Source organism: [Zimmermannella] bifida NBRC 103089 (assembly GCF_001570925.1).
GTDB lineage: Bacteria > Actinomycetota > Actinomycetes > Actinomycetales > Microbacteriaceae > Gulosibacter > Gulosibacter bifidus.
This window is the reverse complement of sequence record NZ_BCSP01000003.1, coordinates 15,456-33,520: the sequence shown is the minus strand read 5'-3', so window position 1 is coordinate 33,520 and position 18,065 is coordinate 15,456. Positions and strand designations below refer to the sequence as shown.

9 protein-coding genes are annotated in these 18,065 nt (G+C 59.2%); all 9 read right to left on the bottom strand.

Annotation, left to right across the window (positions count from 1 at the left end; translation table 11 throughout):
* Positions 1–68: 68 nt before the first annotated feature.
* Positions 69–2,924, bottom strand: coding sequence for a hypothetical protein (locus ZBI01S_RS03515; protein ID WP_159421374.1), 2,856 nt, complete (start codon positions 2,922–2,924; stop codon positions 69–71).
* Positions 2,925–3,452: 528 nt separating this feature from the next.
* Entirely contained in the window at positions 3,453–4,643 is a 1,191-nt protein-coding gene (gene tuf, locus ZBI01S_RS03510) for an elongation factor Tu (protein ID WP_066056469.1), read from the bottom strand.
* A 129-nt stretch (positions 4,644–4,772) separates the two neighbouring features.
* The gene (gene fusA / locus ZBI01S_RS03505) at positions 4,773–6,887 is read right to left on the bottom strand and encodes an elongation factor G (RefSeq protein WP_066056467.1); all 2,115 of its coding nucleotides are present in this window, start codon (positions 6,885–6,887) and stop codon (positions 4,773–4,775) included.
* A 119-nt stretch (positions 6,888–7,006) separates the two neighbouring features.
* On the bottom strand, positions 7,007–7,477 hold the full coding sequence (rpsG, locus tag ZBI01S_RS03500; protein WP_066056464.1) for a 30S ribosomal protein S7: 471 nt from the start codon (positions 7,475–7,477) through the stop codon (positions 7,007–7,009).
* A complete protein-coding gene (gene rpsL, locus ZBI01S_RS03495) occupies positions 7,477–7,848 on the bottom strand; it encodes a 30S ribosomal protein S12 (RefSeq protein WP_066056461.1) in 372 nt (123 codons plus the stop codon). The genes rpsG and rpsL overlap by 1 nt, the downstream gene beginning before the upstream one ends.
* Positions 7,849–8,094: 246 nt before the next feature.
* The gene (locus ZBI01S_RS03490) at positions 8,095–8,562 is read right to left on the bottom strand and encodes a hypothetical protein (RefSeq protein WP_066056458.1); all 468 of its coding nucleotides are present in this window, start codon (positions 8,560–8,562) and stop codon (positions 8,095–8,097) included.
* 127 nt (positions 8,563–8,689) lie between these two features.
* On the bottom strand, positions 8,690–10,021 hold the full coding sequence (locus ZBI01S_RS03485; protein WP_066056455.1) for a hypothetical protein: 1,332 nt from the start codon (positions 10,019–10,021) through the stop codon (positions 8,690–8,692).
* 301 nt (positions 10,022–10,322) lie between these two features.
* Positions 10,323–14,201 carry a DNA-directed RNA polymerase subunit beta' gene (locus tag ZBI01S_RS03480; RefSeq protein WP_066056452.1) on the bottom strand — a complete coding sequence of 1,293 codons (3,879 nt, stop codon included), beginning with the start codon at positions 14,199–14,201 and terminating at the stop codon, positions 10,323–10,325.
* A gap of 44 nt (positions 14,202–14,245) precedes the next feature.
* Positions 14,246–17,746, bottom strand: coding sequence for a DNA-directed RNA polymerase subunit beta (gene rpoB / locus ZBI01S_RS03475; protein ID WP_066056969.1), 3,501 nt, complete (start codon positions 17,744–17,746; stop codon positions 14,246–14,248).
* Positions 17,747–18,065: the final 319 nt, after the last annotated feature.

The following is an 18,065-nucleotide window of genomic DNA, read 5'->3' as shown; positions in this document are numbered from 1 at the left end:
AGCTCAGGTTCAAATGCTCGATGGTGAGTATTCGTGGTGCGCGGATGCGCGTGGGTTACTAGTGGTGGCTAGCCCAGCAGTGGGCCAGTGGGTTTGCGCCGGAGCACATACCAGGCAGCCAGTGCCAAGATTCCCAACGCGCTTCCTGCACCGAATATCGGCAACATGCCGGTGAGTCCACCGGTTAGCGGAAGTGCTGGAGCACCCGGACTGGTGTTGACGTAGCGGATTGTCCAGTGCTCCCCTGCGGGAACCTTGATCGTTGCCGGGTCGATGGCGACCCAATTTCCGTTTGCGTCAAGTCGTTCGACGGCGGTGTTCACGTAGGCCAGGTTTTCGTTTCCTGGTGTCGTGCCTTCGGTGACCGTGTAGTTGTGTCCCGGTCGCACGTTGAAGGTGTTTGTCGTCGTGGTCGTGTTTGCGCCCGGCACGTTCGCAACTGGGTTCAGCCCAGTTACGCCGCTCGCCGGCTTTGCAGTGAATTGGAATTTGTCAGGTGTGAGCGTGGCACTGTCGCCCGTTACGTGCTTTTGCACGGTCAGTTTTGCAGTGCGGTTGACCACAGTGCACTTGACGTCGGCGCCCTTCGGGAGGGTGACCTTGCTGTCAGGTGTGTCAGTGAAATCGGTACCCGAAATGGGGTTTCCGGATGCATCGGTTTCGACACAGGTAAAGATCACGTCGCCTGCTGCCGTCTTGTTGGGAACATACAGCGGGTTACCGGTGCTTTCGGCAAGGCTGTACTGCGTATCCGGTTTGACCGTTGCCGTTGCCGTGCCGGCGCCGCTCACAGTAGTTGCACCTGAGGGATCCTTTGCGGTCAAGCTCCACTCTTCGGGTTTCGCGTTCCCACCCTCAACCTGTTTGACGAGCGTGAGCTTGGTGTCACACGTGACTTCGTTCTTGATGACGGCAGTGTTCTCGCCGTACTTCAGTCCGGCGTCGTAGGGCAACCCAGAATTCATGGCGGTGCCGTTGTAGTACTGCAAGGACTGCTTAACTTCGCAACGGCCTGCCGTTGTTGTTTCGTTAATTCCTACACGTTCGGTGGCGTCGTATGTGTACTTGGTCGCCCACTGCGCGGGCTGTCCATCCAGGATTAGGTCGGCTGTGAGGCCGGCTGGCAACCCTGCAGGCGTGTCTCCTAGCGGGTACACCGTACCGTCAACGACCCACTGCTTGCGCACAGCGAGCGCCTTTCTCGGCGTGTTTGTGATGACGCAATTTACGGCGACACTTGGGGTGTTCGGAACGGTTACTTGAGCTGCATAGTTATTGCTTGACGAAAGCACACCGCTCGCGAACTGGGTTCCATTTGCAGAGCACTTGTACGAAACGTCGTACTTCGTGGCATCAATTGGCGGAGTAATCGGGTTTCCACTCGCATCCGTTGCCCTTGGCATCGTCTCGCGAATGGTGTACGAGGTCCCAGTAATTGCGGGAAGTGGCCCAACCTGTTCGGTCTGGATACCCGGATTCTCCCCGGTCGTGGTGTTCTCACCGTAGATGTCAGATGACTGCTCAATGACGATTCGGAAGTTGTCGTCAGCTCCGTAGCGCCCAACGACGTCCTTTTGAAGCGAGATCGTCGACGGTGTGGCGCAGCTTGCCAAGTCGGTTACGAGCCCGTACTGGTAGCCATCGTTTGGCCAGTAGTCCGAACGCACTTTGGATTCTTTACCGTAGTCGCCGTACCACACGCCATTCCTAGAACCGATGTAGGTGCGACCATCGCTCGAGAAGGCCAGGCCATTGACGTCACCCGTCAACCCAAATGGCTTCGGTGTCGACTGTGAGGCCTTGAACACCACGGGCGTGGTGCTCGTTCGAGCTCGCTGAATCTCGCTCGAAGGAATACTGATCACCGATGTCAGACCACCCGAACCCTCGTTAGCGACCGCGAGCAAGTTTCCGGCAGCATCGAATGCCATGTCACCGTTCAGTGCACTCGAAGCCATACCAGTGATCGGAAACGACCCCATTGACTTGAAGGTGCGGTTGGCTTCGTCGTATTCCATCAGGATAAATACGGGCGTGGAGCTCGTGGTCACCGTATAGGGAACCTCAACCCACTGAGTAGTCCAGTAACCGTACTGGTAGTAGTACGGGCTCCCGTGGTAGTAGTACGGGCTCCCGACCGGGTAGTACGAAACCCAGACTTGCTGCTGTTCCCAACGGTATCGGGTCTCGGTGATCGACTTAACGCCGTAACCACCGACGTAGTACTTACCGGTAAATGGGTCGACCACACCGGTCACCGGAACCATCGTGACGCCGTCAACTGCGTAGGTGCGGCCCACTGTGCCACTCGTGTTTCGGATGTCGGTCGACGTCCAAGTACCTTTCGCAGCACTGTATGTCTTGACCGCGTAGATCTGGCTGCCGTTGGCCTCGAGCGCATAGGCCGTGCTTCCGCCTTTGCCGATCCCCAGCGAGTTGGCCCGGGAACCGGCATACGTGAGGCCGGGGCTACCGATGCTCGTGGTCGATGTTGACGAGTTGGCCTGATAGGTACTCGAGAAGGCACCCGAAGTCTGGTTCACCTTGTAAACGTAGCCAGCCTCGGTGATCGAGTAGAACGTACCGGCTGAACAAGTGGCGGTGGTACCCGCGACCGACATGGGCGAGACCATGCCGCGTGGCCGAATCAGACCTTCACTGGTTGGCGCAGTCGTCGCTTCGGGCGTCGCATTTGGCTCGACCGGCGCACCTTCCTCACTCGGAGTCACTGCTGGGTCCTGTGTGGCCGACTCGCTTGGCGTTGCCTCAGCGTCGGTGGATGCGGTGGGCCCAGCGGGCTCAGCAGGTTCCTCAACAGGTTGCGCAGTCTCAGTTGGAGTCGGTGTCGTCGTTGGTGGCAGCGTCTGCGCCGACGCGCTGAGCAGACCGAACGATGCATCCAGAAGCCCCAACGTGACCGCCATGCAAAGCATGAGAATCATGAGTCGGCGCATCGGGCCATGGCCAGGCAGAGCGGGTGCGACAGAAGATCCTCGATGATCGTCCTGTTCCCGCTTCATTGGTAGACCCTTCATGTTGCTTGCAATCGACGTATCAGATGTTCAACGACCTTGCATTGATTTCCCACATATAACCGTGGTTAACCGTTATACCTATCCTCTCATTGACTTCACACCCGGTGCAATGATTTCTCAAAAGAATTGGCGCATTCCCCTGCTATCATACGCAACCCCACCGGACCCCTTCAAGGTATGCCTTCGTTCATGGCAATCGTTATGTTTGATGACGCACATCCATACGCCTTGATTCGCCACTTCTACCTTGCCCAGCGCCCAGCGGTCACGAGTCGTCACCCATCCCCCATCGCCTGCATCAACCTTGCAGAAGGTGGCATGCGCCGACCCACCGAGACACCGCCGGTATACGGAAACGACAAAGTGGCGGATGTGCAATCTGCACACCCGCCACTCAGCGGAGTTCTAAAGCAAGAACTACTTGGTGATCTTGGTTACGGTACCAGCACCAACGGTACGACCACCCTCACGGATAGCGAAGCCGAGACCCTCTTCCATAGCGATTGGCTGGATGAGCTCAACCGTCATGTCAACGGTGTCACCAGGCATAACCATTTCCTTGCCCTCAGGCAGGGTGATAACGCCGGTTACGTCCGTGGTACGGAAGTAGAACTGCGGACGGTAGTTCGAGTAGAACGGGTTGTGACGGCCACCCTCATCCTTCGAGAGGATGTAGGCGGTGCCTTCGAAGTTGGTGTGCGGGGTAACGCTGCCTGGAGCAACGATAACCTGACCACGCTCTACGTCTTCGCGCTTGAGACCACGGAGCAGCAGACCACAGTTCTCGCCTGCCCATGCTTCGTCGAGCTGCTTGTGGAACATCTCGATACCGGTAACGGTGGTCTTCTGGGTGTCGCGGATACCAACGATCTCAACTTCCGAGTTGATCGAGAGGGTTCCACGCTCGGCGCGACCGGTAACAACGGTACCGCGACCGGTGATGGTGAAGACGTCTTCAATCGGCATGAGGAACGGCTTGTCGCGGTCACGCTCCGGCTCAGGAATGCTCTCGTCGACAGCTTCCATGAGCTCGAGGATCGAGTCGACCCACTTCTGGTCGCCTTCGAGTGCCTTCAGTGCCGAAACGCGAACAACTGGTGCGTCTTCGTCGAAGCCCTGCGAAGCGAGGAGCTCGCGGACCTCAAGCTCTACGAGCTCCAGGATCTCTTCGTCTTCAACAGCGTCCGACTTGTTCAGTGCTGCGAGCAGGTAAGGAACACCAACCTGCTTTGCGAGCAGAACGTGCTCACGGGTCTGCGCCATCGGGCCGTCAGTTGCGGCAACAACGAGGATTGCGCCGTCCATCTGAGCTGCACCGGTGATCATGTTCTTCACGTAGTCGGCGTGACCAGGAGCGTCGACGTGTGCGTAGTGACGCTTCGGGGTCTCGTACTCGATGTGCGAAACGTTGATCGTAATACCACGCTGGCGCTCTTCAGGAGCCGAGTCAATGGTCGCGAAGTCGCGCTGAACGTTGGTCTCCGATGGGTACTTGTCAGCAAGTACCTTCGAGATTGCAGCGGAAAGCGTCGTCTTGCCGTGGTCGACGTGACCGATCGTTCCGATGTTTACGTGCGGCTTGGTCCGCTCGAACTTGGCCTTGGCCACTAGGTCCTCCTCAGGACGTTTACTGGAATCGCACTGCGCTATTGCGCAGATTGAAACTTACATTTCAGGACAGTTTTACAGTCTACCGGAATTCAACTGAATAGCAGACCGGCAGTGAAGAGCTTGAAGCTACTCGCCCTTGCTCTTCTGGATGATCTCGTCGGCAACGGCCTTCGGGACCTCTGCATACGAGTCGAACTCCATCGAGTACACAGCACGACCCGAGGTCTTGCTACGCAGGTCACCGATGTAGCCGAACATTTCCGACAGCGGAACCAGTGCCTTGACAACCTTCACACCCGAGGCATCTTCCATCGACTGGATCTGGCCACGACGTGAGTTGAGGTCACCGATTACGTCACCCATGTACTCCTCAGGAGTACGTACTTCAACCTTCATGAGTGGTTCAAGCAGAGCTGGGCTAGCCTTCGGGGCTGCCTCCTTGAACGCCATCGAACCGGCGATCTTGAAGGCCATTTCTGACGAGTCAACGTCGTGGTATGCACCATCGACGAGCGTCGCCTTGACACCCACCATGGGGTATCCCGCGACTACACCAACGCGCATTGCGTCCTGGATACCGGCGTCAACCGAAGGAATGTATTCCCGCGGTACGCGACCACCGGTAACGGCGTTCTCGAACTCGTAGACCTTGTCACCCTCGACCTCCATCGGTTCGAGCATGATCTGGACCTTAGCGAACTGACCCGATCCACCGGTCTGCTTCTTGTGCGTGTAGTCGTAACGCTCAACAGTGCGGCGGATGGTTTCACGGTAGGCAACCTGTGGCTTACCGATGTTCGCTTCAACCTTGAATTCACGCTTCATGCGGTCAACAAGGATGTCAAGGTGCAGCTCACCCATACCCGAGATGGTCGTCTGACCGGTCTCGTGGTTGAGCTCAACACGGAAGGTGGGGTCTTCTTCAGCAAGCTTCTGAATAGCGGTACCGAGCTTTTCCTGGTCAGCCTTCGAGTTTGGCTCGATAGCAACCGAGATAACTGGCTCGGGGAAACTCATCGACTCGAGAACAACTGGAGCCTCGGTTTCACAGAGCGTGTCACCGGTGGTGGTGTCCTTGAGGCCGATAGCGGCGTAGATGTGACCAGCGGTGATCGACTCAACCGGGTTTTCCTTGTTGGCGTGCATCTGGAAGAGCTTTCCGATGCGCTCCTTCTTACCCTTGGTCGAGTTGAGTACCTGGGTACCCGACTCAACGTGACCCGAGTACACGCGGATGTAGGTGAGACGACCGTAGAACGGGTGGGCTACAACCTTGAACGCGAGAGCGGCGAATGGCTCGTCGGTCGAAGGCTTGCGCTCGATCTCAACCTCTTCGTCACCAGGCTTGTGGCCGAGCATCGGTGGCACCTCAACCGGCGAGGGGAGGAACTTAACGATGGCGTCGAGCATCGGCTGGACACCACGGTTCTTGAACGACGTACCGCAGATAACTGGGAATGCTTCACCGGCGATGGTGAGCTTGCGGATACCAGCTTCGATCTCTTCGATGGTGAGTTCTTCGCCACCGAGGTACTTGTCGAGGAGCTCTTCGTCGCTTTCAGCTACGGCCTCGAGCAGTTCCGCACGGAACTCCTCAGCGCGTTCCTTGAGGTCAGCAGGGATTGCTTCGATCTCAGCAGCAGCACCAGGTGCAACGACGCCCTTAGCGTCACCGCGCCAGGTCAGTGCCTGCATGTTGATGAGGTCAACAACGCCGACAAATTCACTTTCAACACCGATTGGCAGCTGGAGCACGAGCGGAGTTACGCCCAGACGCGACTTGATAGTGCCGATCGAGTAGTAGAAGTCAGCACCCAGCTTGTCCATCTTGTTGATGTAGCAGATACGAGGAACGTTGTACTTGTCAGCCTGGCGCCAAACGGTCTCAGACTGCGGCTCAACACCTTCCTTACCGTCAAAGACGGCAACGGCACCATCGAGCACGCGGAGCGAACGCTCAACCTCTACGGTGAAGTCAACGTGACCCGGGGTATCAATGATGTTGATCTGGGTGTCGTTCCAGAAGCAAGTGGTGGCAGCCGAGGTAATGGTGATACCACGTTCCTGCTCCTGAGCCATCCAGTCCATGGTGGCTGCACCATCGTGGCTCTCACCGATCTTGTGGTTAACACCCGTGTAGAAGAGGATGCGCTCGGTGGTGGTGGTCTTTCCGGCATCGATGTGAGCCATGATGCCGATGTTGCGGACCTTCTTGAGGTTCGTCTGCACTTCCTGTGCCACGGTGTCTCCCGTACTGATAGGTGATTGAAACTAAGTTTTACGTTTCGCCGGCCAACGCTAGCAAACAAGTTTGACCGGCCAACACTGTGAATACCACGTTGTGTTGACCGGTCTATTTACTACCAGCGGTAGTGAGCGAAGGCCTTGTTCGACTCGGCCATCTTGTGAGTGTCTTCACGACGCTTAACTGCGGCACCAAGGCCGTTCGAAGCGTCAAGAATCTCGTTGGTAAGGCGCTCGGTCATCGAGTTTTCGCGACGGAGCTTTGCGTAGCCGGTGAGCCAGCGCAGTGCGAGCGTGTTGGCGCGCAGCGGCTTAACTTCAACCGGAACCTGGTAGGTCGAACCACCTACACGACGCGAACGAACCTCAAGGGTTGGACGCACGTTGTCGAGCGCCTTCTTGAGGGTTGCAACTGCATCCTGACCGGTCTTGTTGGCAACGTTTTCGAGTGCACCGTAAACGATGCGCTCAGCCTGCGACTTCTTGCCATCAACAAGGATCTTGTTGATGAGCTGCGTCACAACTGGCGAACCGTGTACCGGGTCGACAACTACGGGGCGCTTCGGCGCTGGACCTTTACGAGGCATTACTTCTCCTTCTTCGCGCCGTAGCGGCTACGAGCCTGCTTACGGTCCTTGACGGCCTGGGTGTCGAGTGCACCGCGAACGATGCGGTAGCGAACACCTGGAAGGTCCTTAACACGACCACCACGAACGAGCACCATCGAGTGCTCCTGGAGGTTGTGACCTTCACCTGGGATGTATGCGGTGACCTCGGTACCGTTCGAGAGCTTTACACGGGCGACCTTACGCAGTGCCGAGTTCGGCTTCTTTGGGGTGGTGGTGTACACACGGGTGCACACACCGCGCTGCTGTGGGTTTGCCTTAAGTGCTGGCGACTTCGACGCGTTTACCTTGGGCTTGCGGCCCTTGCGGACCAACTGCTGAATGGTTGGCACTGTTGTTCTCCTTGGAATTTGTTGCTTCTTCGCCAACCTGCGTGAGGCAGCGGATCTGGGTGTGCCCTCGACCGGCAAAACACTTGCGAGTTTGCAAACGTTGTCGAGCGCCCGCGCCCGCGAAAGCGGTCGGGCGCTTACCGTCGCGCAGCCACCGTGAAGGCAGCGTTTGCGCACGTTCAGGCACGCCAGAATTTGGCGCACCGAAACATCTTAACCAACGCGACGAAACACCGTCAAGCGCGGTTACACATGTTCACTGGGGTTATTGCCGTGGGCTTGCAGTTCGACCGACGCAAGAATGCGTGAAAAGTCGTTCGCGAGCACCGCATCCTGCGTCAAACGGCAGGTCGCGATACCGGTCAGCACGAGCGTATCGCCCGCGACTGGCAGCAGCGTCAGGCGGTAGCGAACCCGCACGGGACCGGCATCGTCACCCGGTTCATCCGTTTGAATTTCAACGATCGCGCGCTCGTCTTCGGAGAGATCGGTCGTGGCGCGGATGGTCGCGCCGGCACCGCGCAACTGCTCACTGACGACCGAAATCGCGCGCTCCGCATCCACCGCACCCGCCCATTTGTCGAGGGTGACGATGACGTTCGGGTGCAACCCCTTGTCGCTTGCGAGGTGGCGCACTCCCCCGAGCGAGCCAGCGAATTCAAACCGCTCCCATCCCGGAAGCACTTCGAGCACTGCGCGCAGTTGTGGCGGCATGGGGGTACTTCCCTTCGGTGGATGCGGTAGTCGCGGGTCGTGAGTGCCGGCAGGCTGGCAGGCGGGGTGAGATCTCGTGGGGCTCGGATGAGTTTGGGCTGCCGATGTCATCGACCGCCCAATCGGGTTACACAGCTACTGAAAGTTCGCGCTCTTCGGCGACCTTGCGGTCGTACTCGGCCTGTGCTTCTGCGTTCTTGCGCTTGATACGGCGGCCACGCAGCGACGAGAACCCGCCGATCCACAACGCCGATTCGCGAGCAGCGATGAAGGCAATGAGTGCGCCCGGAAGCTGTTCCGGTGCCTTCAGCGACGCGATGAACTTGTCAACCGAGAAGGCGCTGCCGTTGACGACGTCCTGCGCGGCGATGCCCAAGTGGTAGCCAGCGAAGGCAATGAACGCCAAGAAGAAGCTGGCGATGATGTAGGTCCACCAGCCGGCGCGGTTGGCGAGCAGCGACCAGAGCACCATCACGATCGTGAACAGCGCAACCGGAACGTAGAACGCTGCGGTACCGATGAATCCCATCAGCACGTCAACGAAGTTGCCAGTGGCGCCACCGAACACGATGGCGGCTGCCGCAAAACCGGTGGCGAACAGGCCAGCAAATACGGCGCTGGCGAGCACCGCAATGAACACCGCGAAGCCACGGTTGCCGCGCTTCTCCGGCGGCATTACCAGGCCTTCGGTGGTGGTGCGGTCTTCGTCGGCGATCGGCTCAAGGTCTGGGTTCGCCGATGCGCCAGGGGCCGGAGCCGTCGCGACCGGTGTGACGTCTTCACCGCGCAGCTGCGCCGTGTCGTTGATTGTCTGAGTGTCCTGGGCAGCGGTGCCACCAACAACTGGAGCTGCGGCGAACGCTGGCTCAGCGTGTTCAGTACCGGATGCATCCGGTACCGCAGTTGCCGAAGCGTCGGTCTCCCCCACCTGCGCAGCCGCTGACGAGTCTTCTGCCTCGACCGATTCGCGGCTGAAGTCTGCCGGTGGCACGTTCAGGTCACCGTCTTCGGGAATCGCGCGCGAGCGTGCCAGCGCTTCGTCCAGCTCGGTGGCTTGCTTGTCGGCAGGAACATCGGCACCGTACGCGTTAGCTGGGGCGTCAGTTTCCGCGGCTGGTGCGCCAGCGTTCGACGATTCAGCCGATGGCTCGTTGGCGGCGTCAGCGGTGGCGTCCGAGGTGCCGCCGAAGTCAACGGCCGGCGCTGCGGCCGCGGTCTCAGCCTGGCCATCGTTACCGACGCGGATCGGCTCGCGGGGGCCTTCGCTTGGTGCAACGTTGGGCACGTTCGGGCGCTGCTGTCCGCCGAACTGTCCCATCAGGTGCGGGTCAATGCCGCTTGCTGCGGGATTGGCTGCGTTGTGATCGCCCGGTGCCGATGCAGCGGTTTCGGGCGCGAAGGCGTCGGCAGTTGCCGGCTGCTCGGGGGTGGGCTTCTCAAAGTCCTGCTGGTCAGTCATGTGGCAATCGTATGGGCGCGCCGGTCGCCAACCGCGTAACGGCGCGCCAAACACCGAAACCAAGACTGGATGCATCCTGAAAATACTGGCGCGTGTGTGCTGGTGAATCGCGCCCAGTCACCGCCATAGGTGACTCGTTTTGCGCGGTTGAAGGACGCATTGCCCGTGAAACTGCGTAACCGAGTCACGAAGGCAGATCTGGATGCGGCTACTTCGAGTGCTACCGCAACTGCCGGAAAACGGCGTTGGCGCCAACCGAAGTTGACGCCAACGCCGTAGATCGTGGCCAGAGCCATTCGGACTAGCTCAGTGAGCCGCCGAAGTCTCCGTCCGTGATGAACGAATCGAAGTCGCTGATCGACAGGTCATTGGTGAAGTCGATCTGGTCCTGTGGCGCAAACGGGAAGCGCTCTGCGCGAGCTTCTTCCGTCGGCTCCACGTCCATCTGCGAGTACTGCGGCAGACCGGTACCAGCGGTGATGAGACGACCGATGATGACGTTCTCCTTGAGGCCGAGCAGCGGGTCGGTCTTCTGTTCCATAGCCGCCTGCGTAAGTACGCGGGTGGTTTCCTGGAACGAAGCGGCCGACAGCCACGACTCGGTAGCGAGCGACGCCTTGGTGATACCCATGACTTCTGGACGACCCGAAGCCGGGCGGCGACCTTCGGTCACCGACTGGCGGTTGGTCGCCTGGAAGCGCTGGCGGTCAACGAGCTCACCGGGGAGCATGTCGGTTTCACCCGAGTCGTTGATCGTGACCTTGCGCAGCATCTGGCGAACAATAACCTCGATGTGCTTGTCGTGGATCGGCACACCCTGGGAGTTGTAAACGCCCTGCACGCCCTCAACGAGGTACTTCTGAACCGCGGCGGTACCGAGAATCTCAAGTACGTCCTTCGGATCCAGCGGACCTTCGGTGAGCTGTGTACCTGGCTCAACGCGGGCACCGTCTTCGACGAGCAGCTCGACGAAGCGCGATACCGGGTAGGTGATCGTCTCTTCGTCCTTGTCGTCTGGCGTCAGGATGATCTTGCGCTGACGCTCGGTGTCCTGAATCGAGATCACACCGGCAACGGCCGACAGCGGTGCAGCACCCTTCGGGGTACGAGCTTCGAAGAGCTCCTGCACACGAGGCAGACCCTGCGTGATGTCCGTAGCACCGGCGATACCACCGGTGTGGAAGGTACGCATCGTCAGCTGGGTACCGGGCTCACCAATCGACTGGGCCGCGATAATACCGACGGCCTCACCGAGGTCAGCGAGCTCACTCGACGCCATCGAACGGCCGTAGCACTTGGCACAAACACCAACTGCCGACTCACACGAGAGCACCGAACGAACGGTAACTTCGGTGACGCCTTCGCCAACGAGGCGCTCAATGAGCACGTCGCCAACAGGCTCGCCTGCGGTCGCGAGCACGTTACCGGATGCATCCGTTACGTCGGTCGCGAGGGTACGGGCGTAGACCGAGTTCTCGACGTTGTCGGCCAGCGATACGTTGCCTGCAGCGTCGACCTGCGAGATCTTGTGCAGCAGACCCTTCTTGGTGCCACAGTCTTCTTCGCGGATGATGACATCCTGTGAAACGTCCACCAGACGACGGGTCAGGTAACCCGAGTCAGCGGTCTTCAGAGCGGTGTCAGCAAGACCCTTACGAGCACCGTGCGTCGACGAGAAGTACTCGAGAACGGTCAGACCCTCGCGGTACGAGTGGATGATCGGACGAGCGATCTTCTCACCCTTCGGGTTTGCCACGATGCCTCGCATACCGGCAATCTGACGAACCTGCAGCCAGTTACCGTTAGCACCTGCGGTCACCATTCGGTGAATCGAGTTGCTCGACGGGAACTGCTCACGGGTGTCAGCAGCTACGCGCTCGGTTGCTTCTTCCCACAGACCAATGGTCTGCTCGCGGTACTCGGCCTGAGTCGAAAGACCCATGGCGTAGTCGTCACGAAGGGCAGCAACCTTCTTTTCGGTCTCGGCAACGATGGCTTCCTTGGTGTCCGGAACCACAACGTCCGAGAACGCGAGCGAGATACCCGAGCGGGTTGCCCAGTAGAAACCGGCGTCCTTAATCGCGTCGAGCGTTGCCGCTACTACGTCCTTGTCGAAACGCTCCGCAAGGTAGTTCACAACGCCCGAGAGGCGTCCCTTGGTCATCGTGTCTTCGAGGTACGGGTAGGTGTCTGGCAGCAGGTCGTTGAACAGTGCACGACCGAGGGTCGTCTTCAGGTTGAACGGCTTGCCTTCAACAAAGCCTTCCGGCGTGTCACCAGGCATGAACGAAAGGTCGTTCATACGGATGGTGATGGGCGCGTTAAGGTGCAGCGTGCCTTCGTCCATAGCCATGATCGCTTCGGCACTCGTCGCGAATGCGCGACCGGCACCAACCGCATCCTCACGAACGAACGTGAGGTGGTAGAGACCAGCAACCATGTCCTGCGAAGGCAGGGTTACCGGGCGACCGTCCGACGGCTTGAGGATGTTGTTCGAAGCGAGCATGAGCACGCGAGCTTCGGCCTGAGCCTCAACCGACAGCGGCAGGTGGACAGCCATCTGGTCACCGTCGAAGTCAGCGTTGAACGCCGAGCAAGCGAGCGGGTGCAGCTGGATTGCCTTACCTTCAATGAGCTGCGGCTCGAATGCCTGAATACCGAGGCGGTGCAGCGTAGGTGCACGGTTCAGCAGTACTGGGCGCTCACGGATGACCTCTTCGAGGACGTCCCAAACCTCAGGCTTCGCACGCTCAACCGAGCGCTTTGCTGCCTTGATGTTCGAGGCGTGACCGAGGTCGATCAGGCGCTTAATAACGTACGGCTTGAACAGCTCGAGGGCCATCTGCTTGGGCAGACCACACTGGTGCATCTGCAGCTGGGGACCCACGATAATTACCGAACGACCCGAGTAGTCAACACGCTTACCGAGCAGGTTCTGACGGAATCGACCCTGCTTACCCTTCAGCATGTCGCTGAGCGACTTGAGTGCGCGGTTACCGGTACCGGTTACTGGACGACCACGGCGACCGTTGTCGAACAGTGCGTCAACGGCTTCCTGCAGCATGCGCTTTTCGTTGTTCACGATGATCTCGGGTGCACCGAGGTCAAGCAGGCGGCGGAGGCGGTTGTTGCGGTTGATGACACGACGGTAGAGGTCGTTGAGGTCACTGGTCGCGAAGCGGCCACCGTCAAGCTGGACCATCGGACGCAGTTCTGGTGGGATCACCGGAATCACGTCGAGGACCATTGCCTCTGGCTTGTTGTCGGTCTGCAGGAATGCGTTGACCACCTTGAGGCGCTTGATGGCGCGGATTTTCTTCTGACCCTTGCCGTTCTGGATCTGCTCGCGCAGGATTTCAGCTTCGGCTTCGAGATCGAAGTCACGCAGACGGCGCTGGATTGCTTCGGCACCCATGTGGGCTTCGAAGTAGTCGCCGTAGCGGTCGACGAGCTCGGCGTAGTCGGCGTCGTCTGGCTTGAGTTCGCCAACCTTGAGCGTCTTGAACGACTCGAATACGCGCTCGAGCTGGGCGATGTCGCCGTCAACTTCCTTGCGCAGGCGAGCCATTTCCTTCTCGGCGGCGTCCTTGGTCTTGCGCTTCTGGTCGGCGGTGGCGCCTTCCTCTTCAAGCGTTGCCAGGTCCTTTTCGAGCTTGGCGAGGCGCTCGTTGATCTGCGAGTCGCGCTGCTTGCCGCGAGTGTCGATCTCGAGGCGCAGTTCCTTCTCGAGGTCACCGAGGTCGTCGCGACGTCCTTCTTCGTCTACGTCGACGACCATGTAGGCCGCGAAGTAGATGACCTTTTCGAGGTCCTTTGGTGCCATGTCGAGCAGGTAGCCCAGGCGCGAAGGAACACCCTTGAAGTACCAAATGTGCGTTACCGAGGCGGCGAGCTTGATGTGACCCATGCGCTCACGGCGCACAGCCGACTTCGTTACCTCTACACCACAGCGTTCACAGATGATGCCCTTGAAGCGAACACGCTTGTACTTACCGCAGGCACATTCCCAGTCGCGTGAAGGACCGAAGATCTGTTCACCGAACAGACCGTCCTTCTCGGGCTTGAGCGTACGGTAGTTAATCGTCTCAGGCTTCTTGACCTCACCACGTGACCAGCCGAGGATGTCCTCGCTCGTGGCCAGCCCAATGCTGAGGCTGTCAAACTTGGTTGCGTCGATCAATTCTTGATTCTCCCTAGTTAAAAAGCTTCGTCATCGAGTGGGGGTTAGATCTCTTCGACCGAGGATGACTCGAAGCGACTGGAGATGTTGATACCGAGTTCTTCGGCGGCGCGGTAGGCGTCGTCGTCGTTCTCTTCGAGGCTGACGACACTGCCGTCAGCGGCAAGTACCTCGACGTTCAGGCACAGCGAACGCATTTCGCGAACGAGCACGCGGAACGACTCAGGGATACCGGCCTTCTGGATGTTCTCGCCCTTAACGATCGACTCGTAGGCCTTAACACGACCAACGATGTCGTCGGACTTGATGGTGAGCAGCTCCTGCAGCGTGTAGGCAGCGCCGTACGCTTCAAGGGCCCAAACTTCCATCTCACCGAAGCGCTGACCACCGAACTGTGCCTTACCACCGAGCGGCTGCTGGGTGATCATCGAGTACGGACCGGTCGAACGAGCGTGGATCTTGTCGTCAACCAGGTGGTGCAGCTTGAGCATGTACATGTAGCCAACCGAGATTGGGTCTGGGAATGGCTCACCCGAGCGACCGTCGAACAGACGGGTCTTGCCGTCGGTGCCAACCAGGCGAACACCATCGGCGTTCGGGCGGGTCGAACCGAGCAGACCGGTCAGCTGCGACGACGTTGCACCGTCGAACACTGGCGTTGCCACCTTGGTTCCTGGCTCAACGTGGTACGCCTCTTCGGGCAGGTTTGCTGCCCACTCCGGCGAACCTTCGATGTCCCAACCCTGAGTTGCGATCCAGCCGAGGTGCGATTCGAGCACCTGACCGAGGTTCATGCGCTTCGGAATACCGAGCGGGTTCAGGATGATGTCAACCGGCGTGCCGTCCTCGAGGAATGGCATGTCCTCTTCAGGGAGGATCTTGGCGATGACACCCTTGTTACCGTGACGACCAGCAAGCTTGTCACCTTCGGTGATCTTGCGCTTCTGGGCGATGTAGACGACAACGCGCTGGTTAACGCCCGAGCCGAGCTCGTCGTCACCGTTCTCAACGTCAAAGACCTTGACGCCGATGACGGTACCCGACTGGCCGTGCGGAACCTTCAGCGAGGTGTCGCGAACTTCGCGGCTCTTCTCGTTGAAGATGGCGCGCAGCAGGCGCTCTTCAGCCGAAAGCTCGGTCTCACCCTTAGGCGTGACCTTACCGACGAGGATGTCACCAGGCTGAACCTCAGCACCGATGCGGATGATGCCGCGCTCGTCGAGGTCCTTGAGCATGTCCTGACCAACGTTTGGCAGGTCGGCGGTGATCTCTTCACGACCCAGCTTCGTGTCACGTGCGTCCACTTCGTACTCTTCGATGTGGATGGACGACAACACGTCGTTCTTCACCAGGTTCTGGCTGATGATGATCGCGTCTTCGAAGTTGTGACCTTCCCAAGGCATGAATGCCACGAGCAGGTTCTTACCGAGGGCGAGCTCACCGTTTTCGGTAGCCGGACCGTCAGCGATAACTTCGCCAACCTCAACGCGGTCGCCAGCCTTGACGATGACGCGGTGGTTGTAGCAGGTACCAGCGTTGGAGCGCTCGAACTTGCGGAGGAAGTACGACTCGCTGCCACCCGCATCCGTCTGCACAATGACCTGATCGGCCGAAACCGAGGTCACGACACCGGCGTTAACGGCAGTAACAACGTCACCGGCGTCGATGGCGCTGTAGCCCTCCATACCGGTACCAACGATTGGCGAGTTCGAACGCAGCAGTGGCACAGCCTGGCGCTGCATGTTCGCACCCATGAGGGCACGGTTCGTGTCGTCGTGCTCGAGGAACGGAATGAGCGAGGTACCCACCGACACCATCTGGCGCGGCGAGACGTCCATGTAGTCAACCTCAGCAGCTGGAACGAGCTCTACTTCGCCGCCCTTAAGACGCACGAGGACGTCTTCGTCAGCAAAGCGGTTGTTCTCGTCGAGCGGCGCGTTGGCCTGGGCAACGACGTACTCGTCTTCGTCAGCAGCCGAGAGGTAATGGATCTCGTTGGTAACGAGGCCGTTGTCGACACGGCGGTACGGGGTTTCGATGAAACCGAAGGCGTTGATGCGCGCGAACGATGCGAGCGAACCAATCAGACCAATGTTTGGACCTTCAGGAGTTTCAATCGGGCACATACGGCCGTAGTGCGATGCGTGAACGTCACGAACCTCAACACCGGCGCGCTCACGGCTCAGACCACCCGGGCCAAGTGCCGAAAGACGACGCTTGTGGGTAATACCCGCGAGCGGGTTGTTCTGGTCCATGAACTGCGAGAGCTGCGAGGTTCCGAAGAACTCCTTGATGGCCGCAACAACGGGGCGAACGTTGATCAGCGACTGCGGGGTGATCGAGTCGATCTCCTGCGTGGTCATGCGTTCGCGAACGACGCGCTCCATGCGGCTCAGACCGGTGCGAACCTGGTTCTGGATGAGCTCACCAACGGCGCGGATGCGGCGGTTACCGAAGTGGTCGATGTCGTCGACGTCGAGTGCGATGTCAACAATCTCGCCACCGTTGCGGGTGCCTTCGATCGTGGTTTCACCCTTGTGCAGGGCAACGAGGTACTTGATGGTGGCGACGATGTCTTCGACGCTGAGTACCGAGTCCGAAATTGGTGCTTCGAGGCCGAGCTTGCGGTTGATCTTGTGGCGACCAACCTTGGCGAGGTCGTAGCGCTTCGGGTTGAAGTAGTAGTTGTCGAGCAGCGCGCGAGCGGCTTCCGAAGCCACCTGCTCACCCGGACGAAGCTTGCGGTAGATGTCGCGCAGGGCTTCTTCCTGGGTCTGGATCTTGGCGTCGTCCTTCGACAGGGTTTCGAGCAGCGACTCGTAGCCTGCGAACTCGGCGCGGATCTCTTCTTCGCTGAGGCCGATGGCGCGCAGGAAGATGGTGACCGGCTGCTTACGCTTGCGGTCAATACGAACGGCAACGAGACCCTTCTTGTCGACCTCGAACTCGAGCCACGCACCACGCGAAGGGATGACGCGTGCCGAGTAGACGTCGATGTCCGAGTTCTTCTCGGGCGTGCGCTCGAAGTAGACACCTGGCGAACGAACCAGCTGCGAAACAACGACACGCTCGGTGCCGTTAATGATGAACGTACCCTTGTCGGTCATGAGCGGGAAGTCGCCCATGAAGACCGTCTGGGTCTTGATTTCACCGGTCTCGAAGCGCATGAACTCGGCTTCGACGTAGAGCGGAGCCGCGTAGGTCTTACCGCGTTCCTTGCATTCGTCGATCGAGTACTTTTCTGGCTCGAGGTAGGGGTGACGGAACGTCAGCTGCATCGAGCCAGCGTTGTCTTCGATCGGCGAGATCTCTTCAAAGACCTCGTCCAGACCCGAAGTACGCGGGACATCGTTGCCGCCGGTGGTCTCGAGCTCGTAAGCGAGACGTGCTTTCCACATGTCGTTGCCAACGAGCCAGTCGAACGACTCGGTTTGCAGCGAGAGCAGGTCAGGAACTTCAAGCGTGTCCTGAATTGAGGCGAATGAAAGTCGGTGCGCGTTACGGCCCGACTTTGGTGTGGTGGATGCGTTATTCGCAGCAGCCAAGTGAATTACCTCCACAGGTTCCGCTGGCCGGCGGAACTCAGATTGCATGGGCGTGTGGGTGGGTTACCAGGCCCCGTCGCCGGATGCGGAGGTGCATTGCATGTGGTGACCGTACGTCACCCGCATTTTGCAGGAAATCCCCAGGAAATCGCCGGGTGAACCCTGTCAAACGCCGCGCTCTAAACCGACCGGATCAAGCGCACAGACCAATGAACAACTACAACCGAGCCGACCGCAATATGAAGGCAGGGAGCGACGAAGCGCAAATATCCACTATATGCAGGAAAAATCGCAGAGTAAAGAGGAGATTTGAGAAATA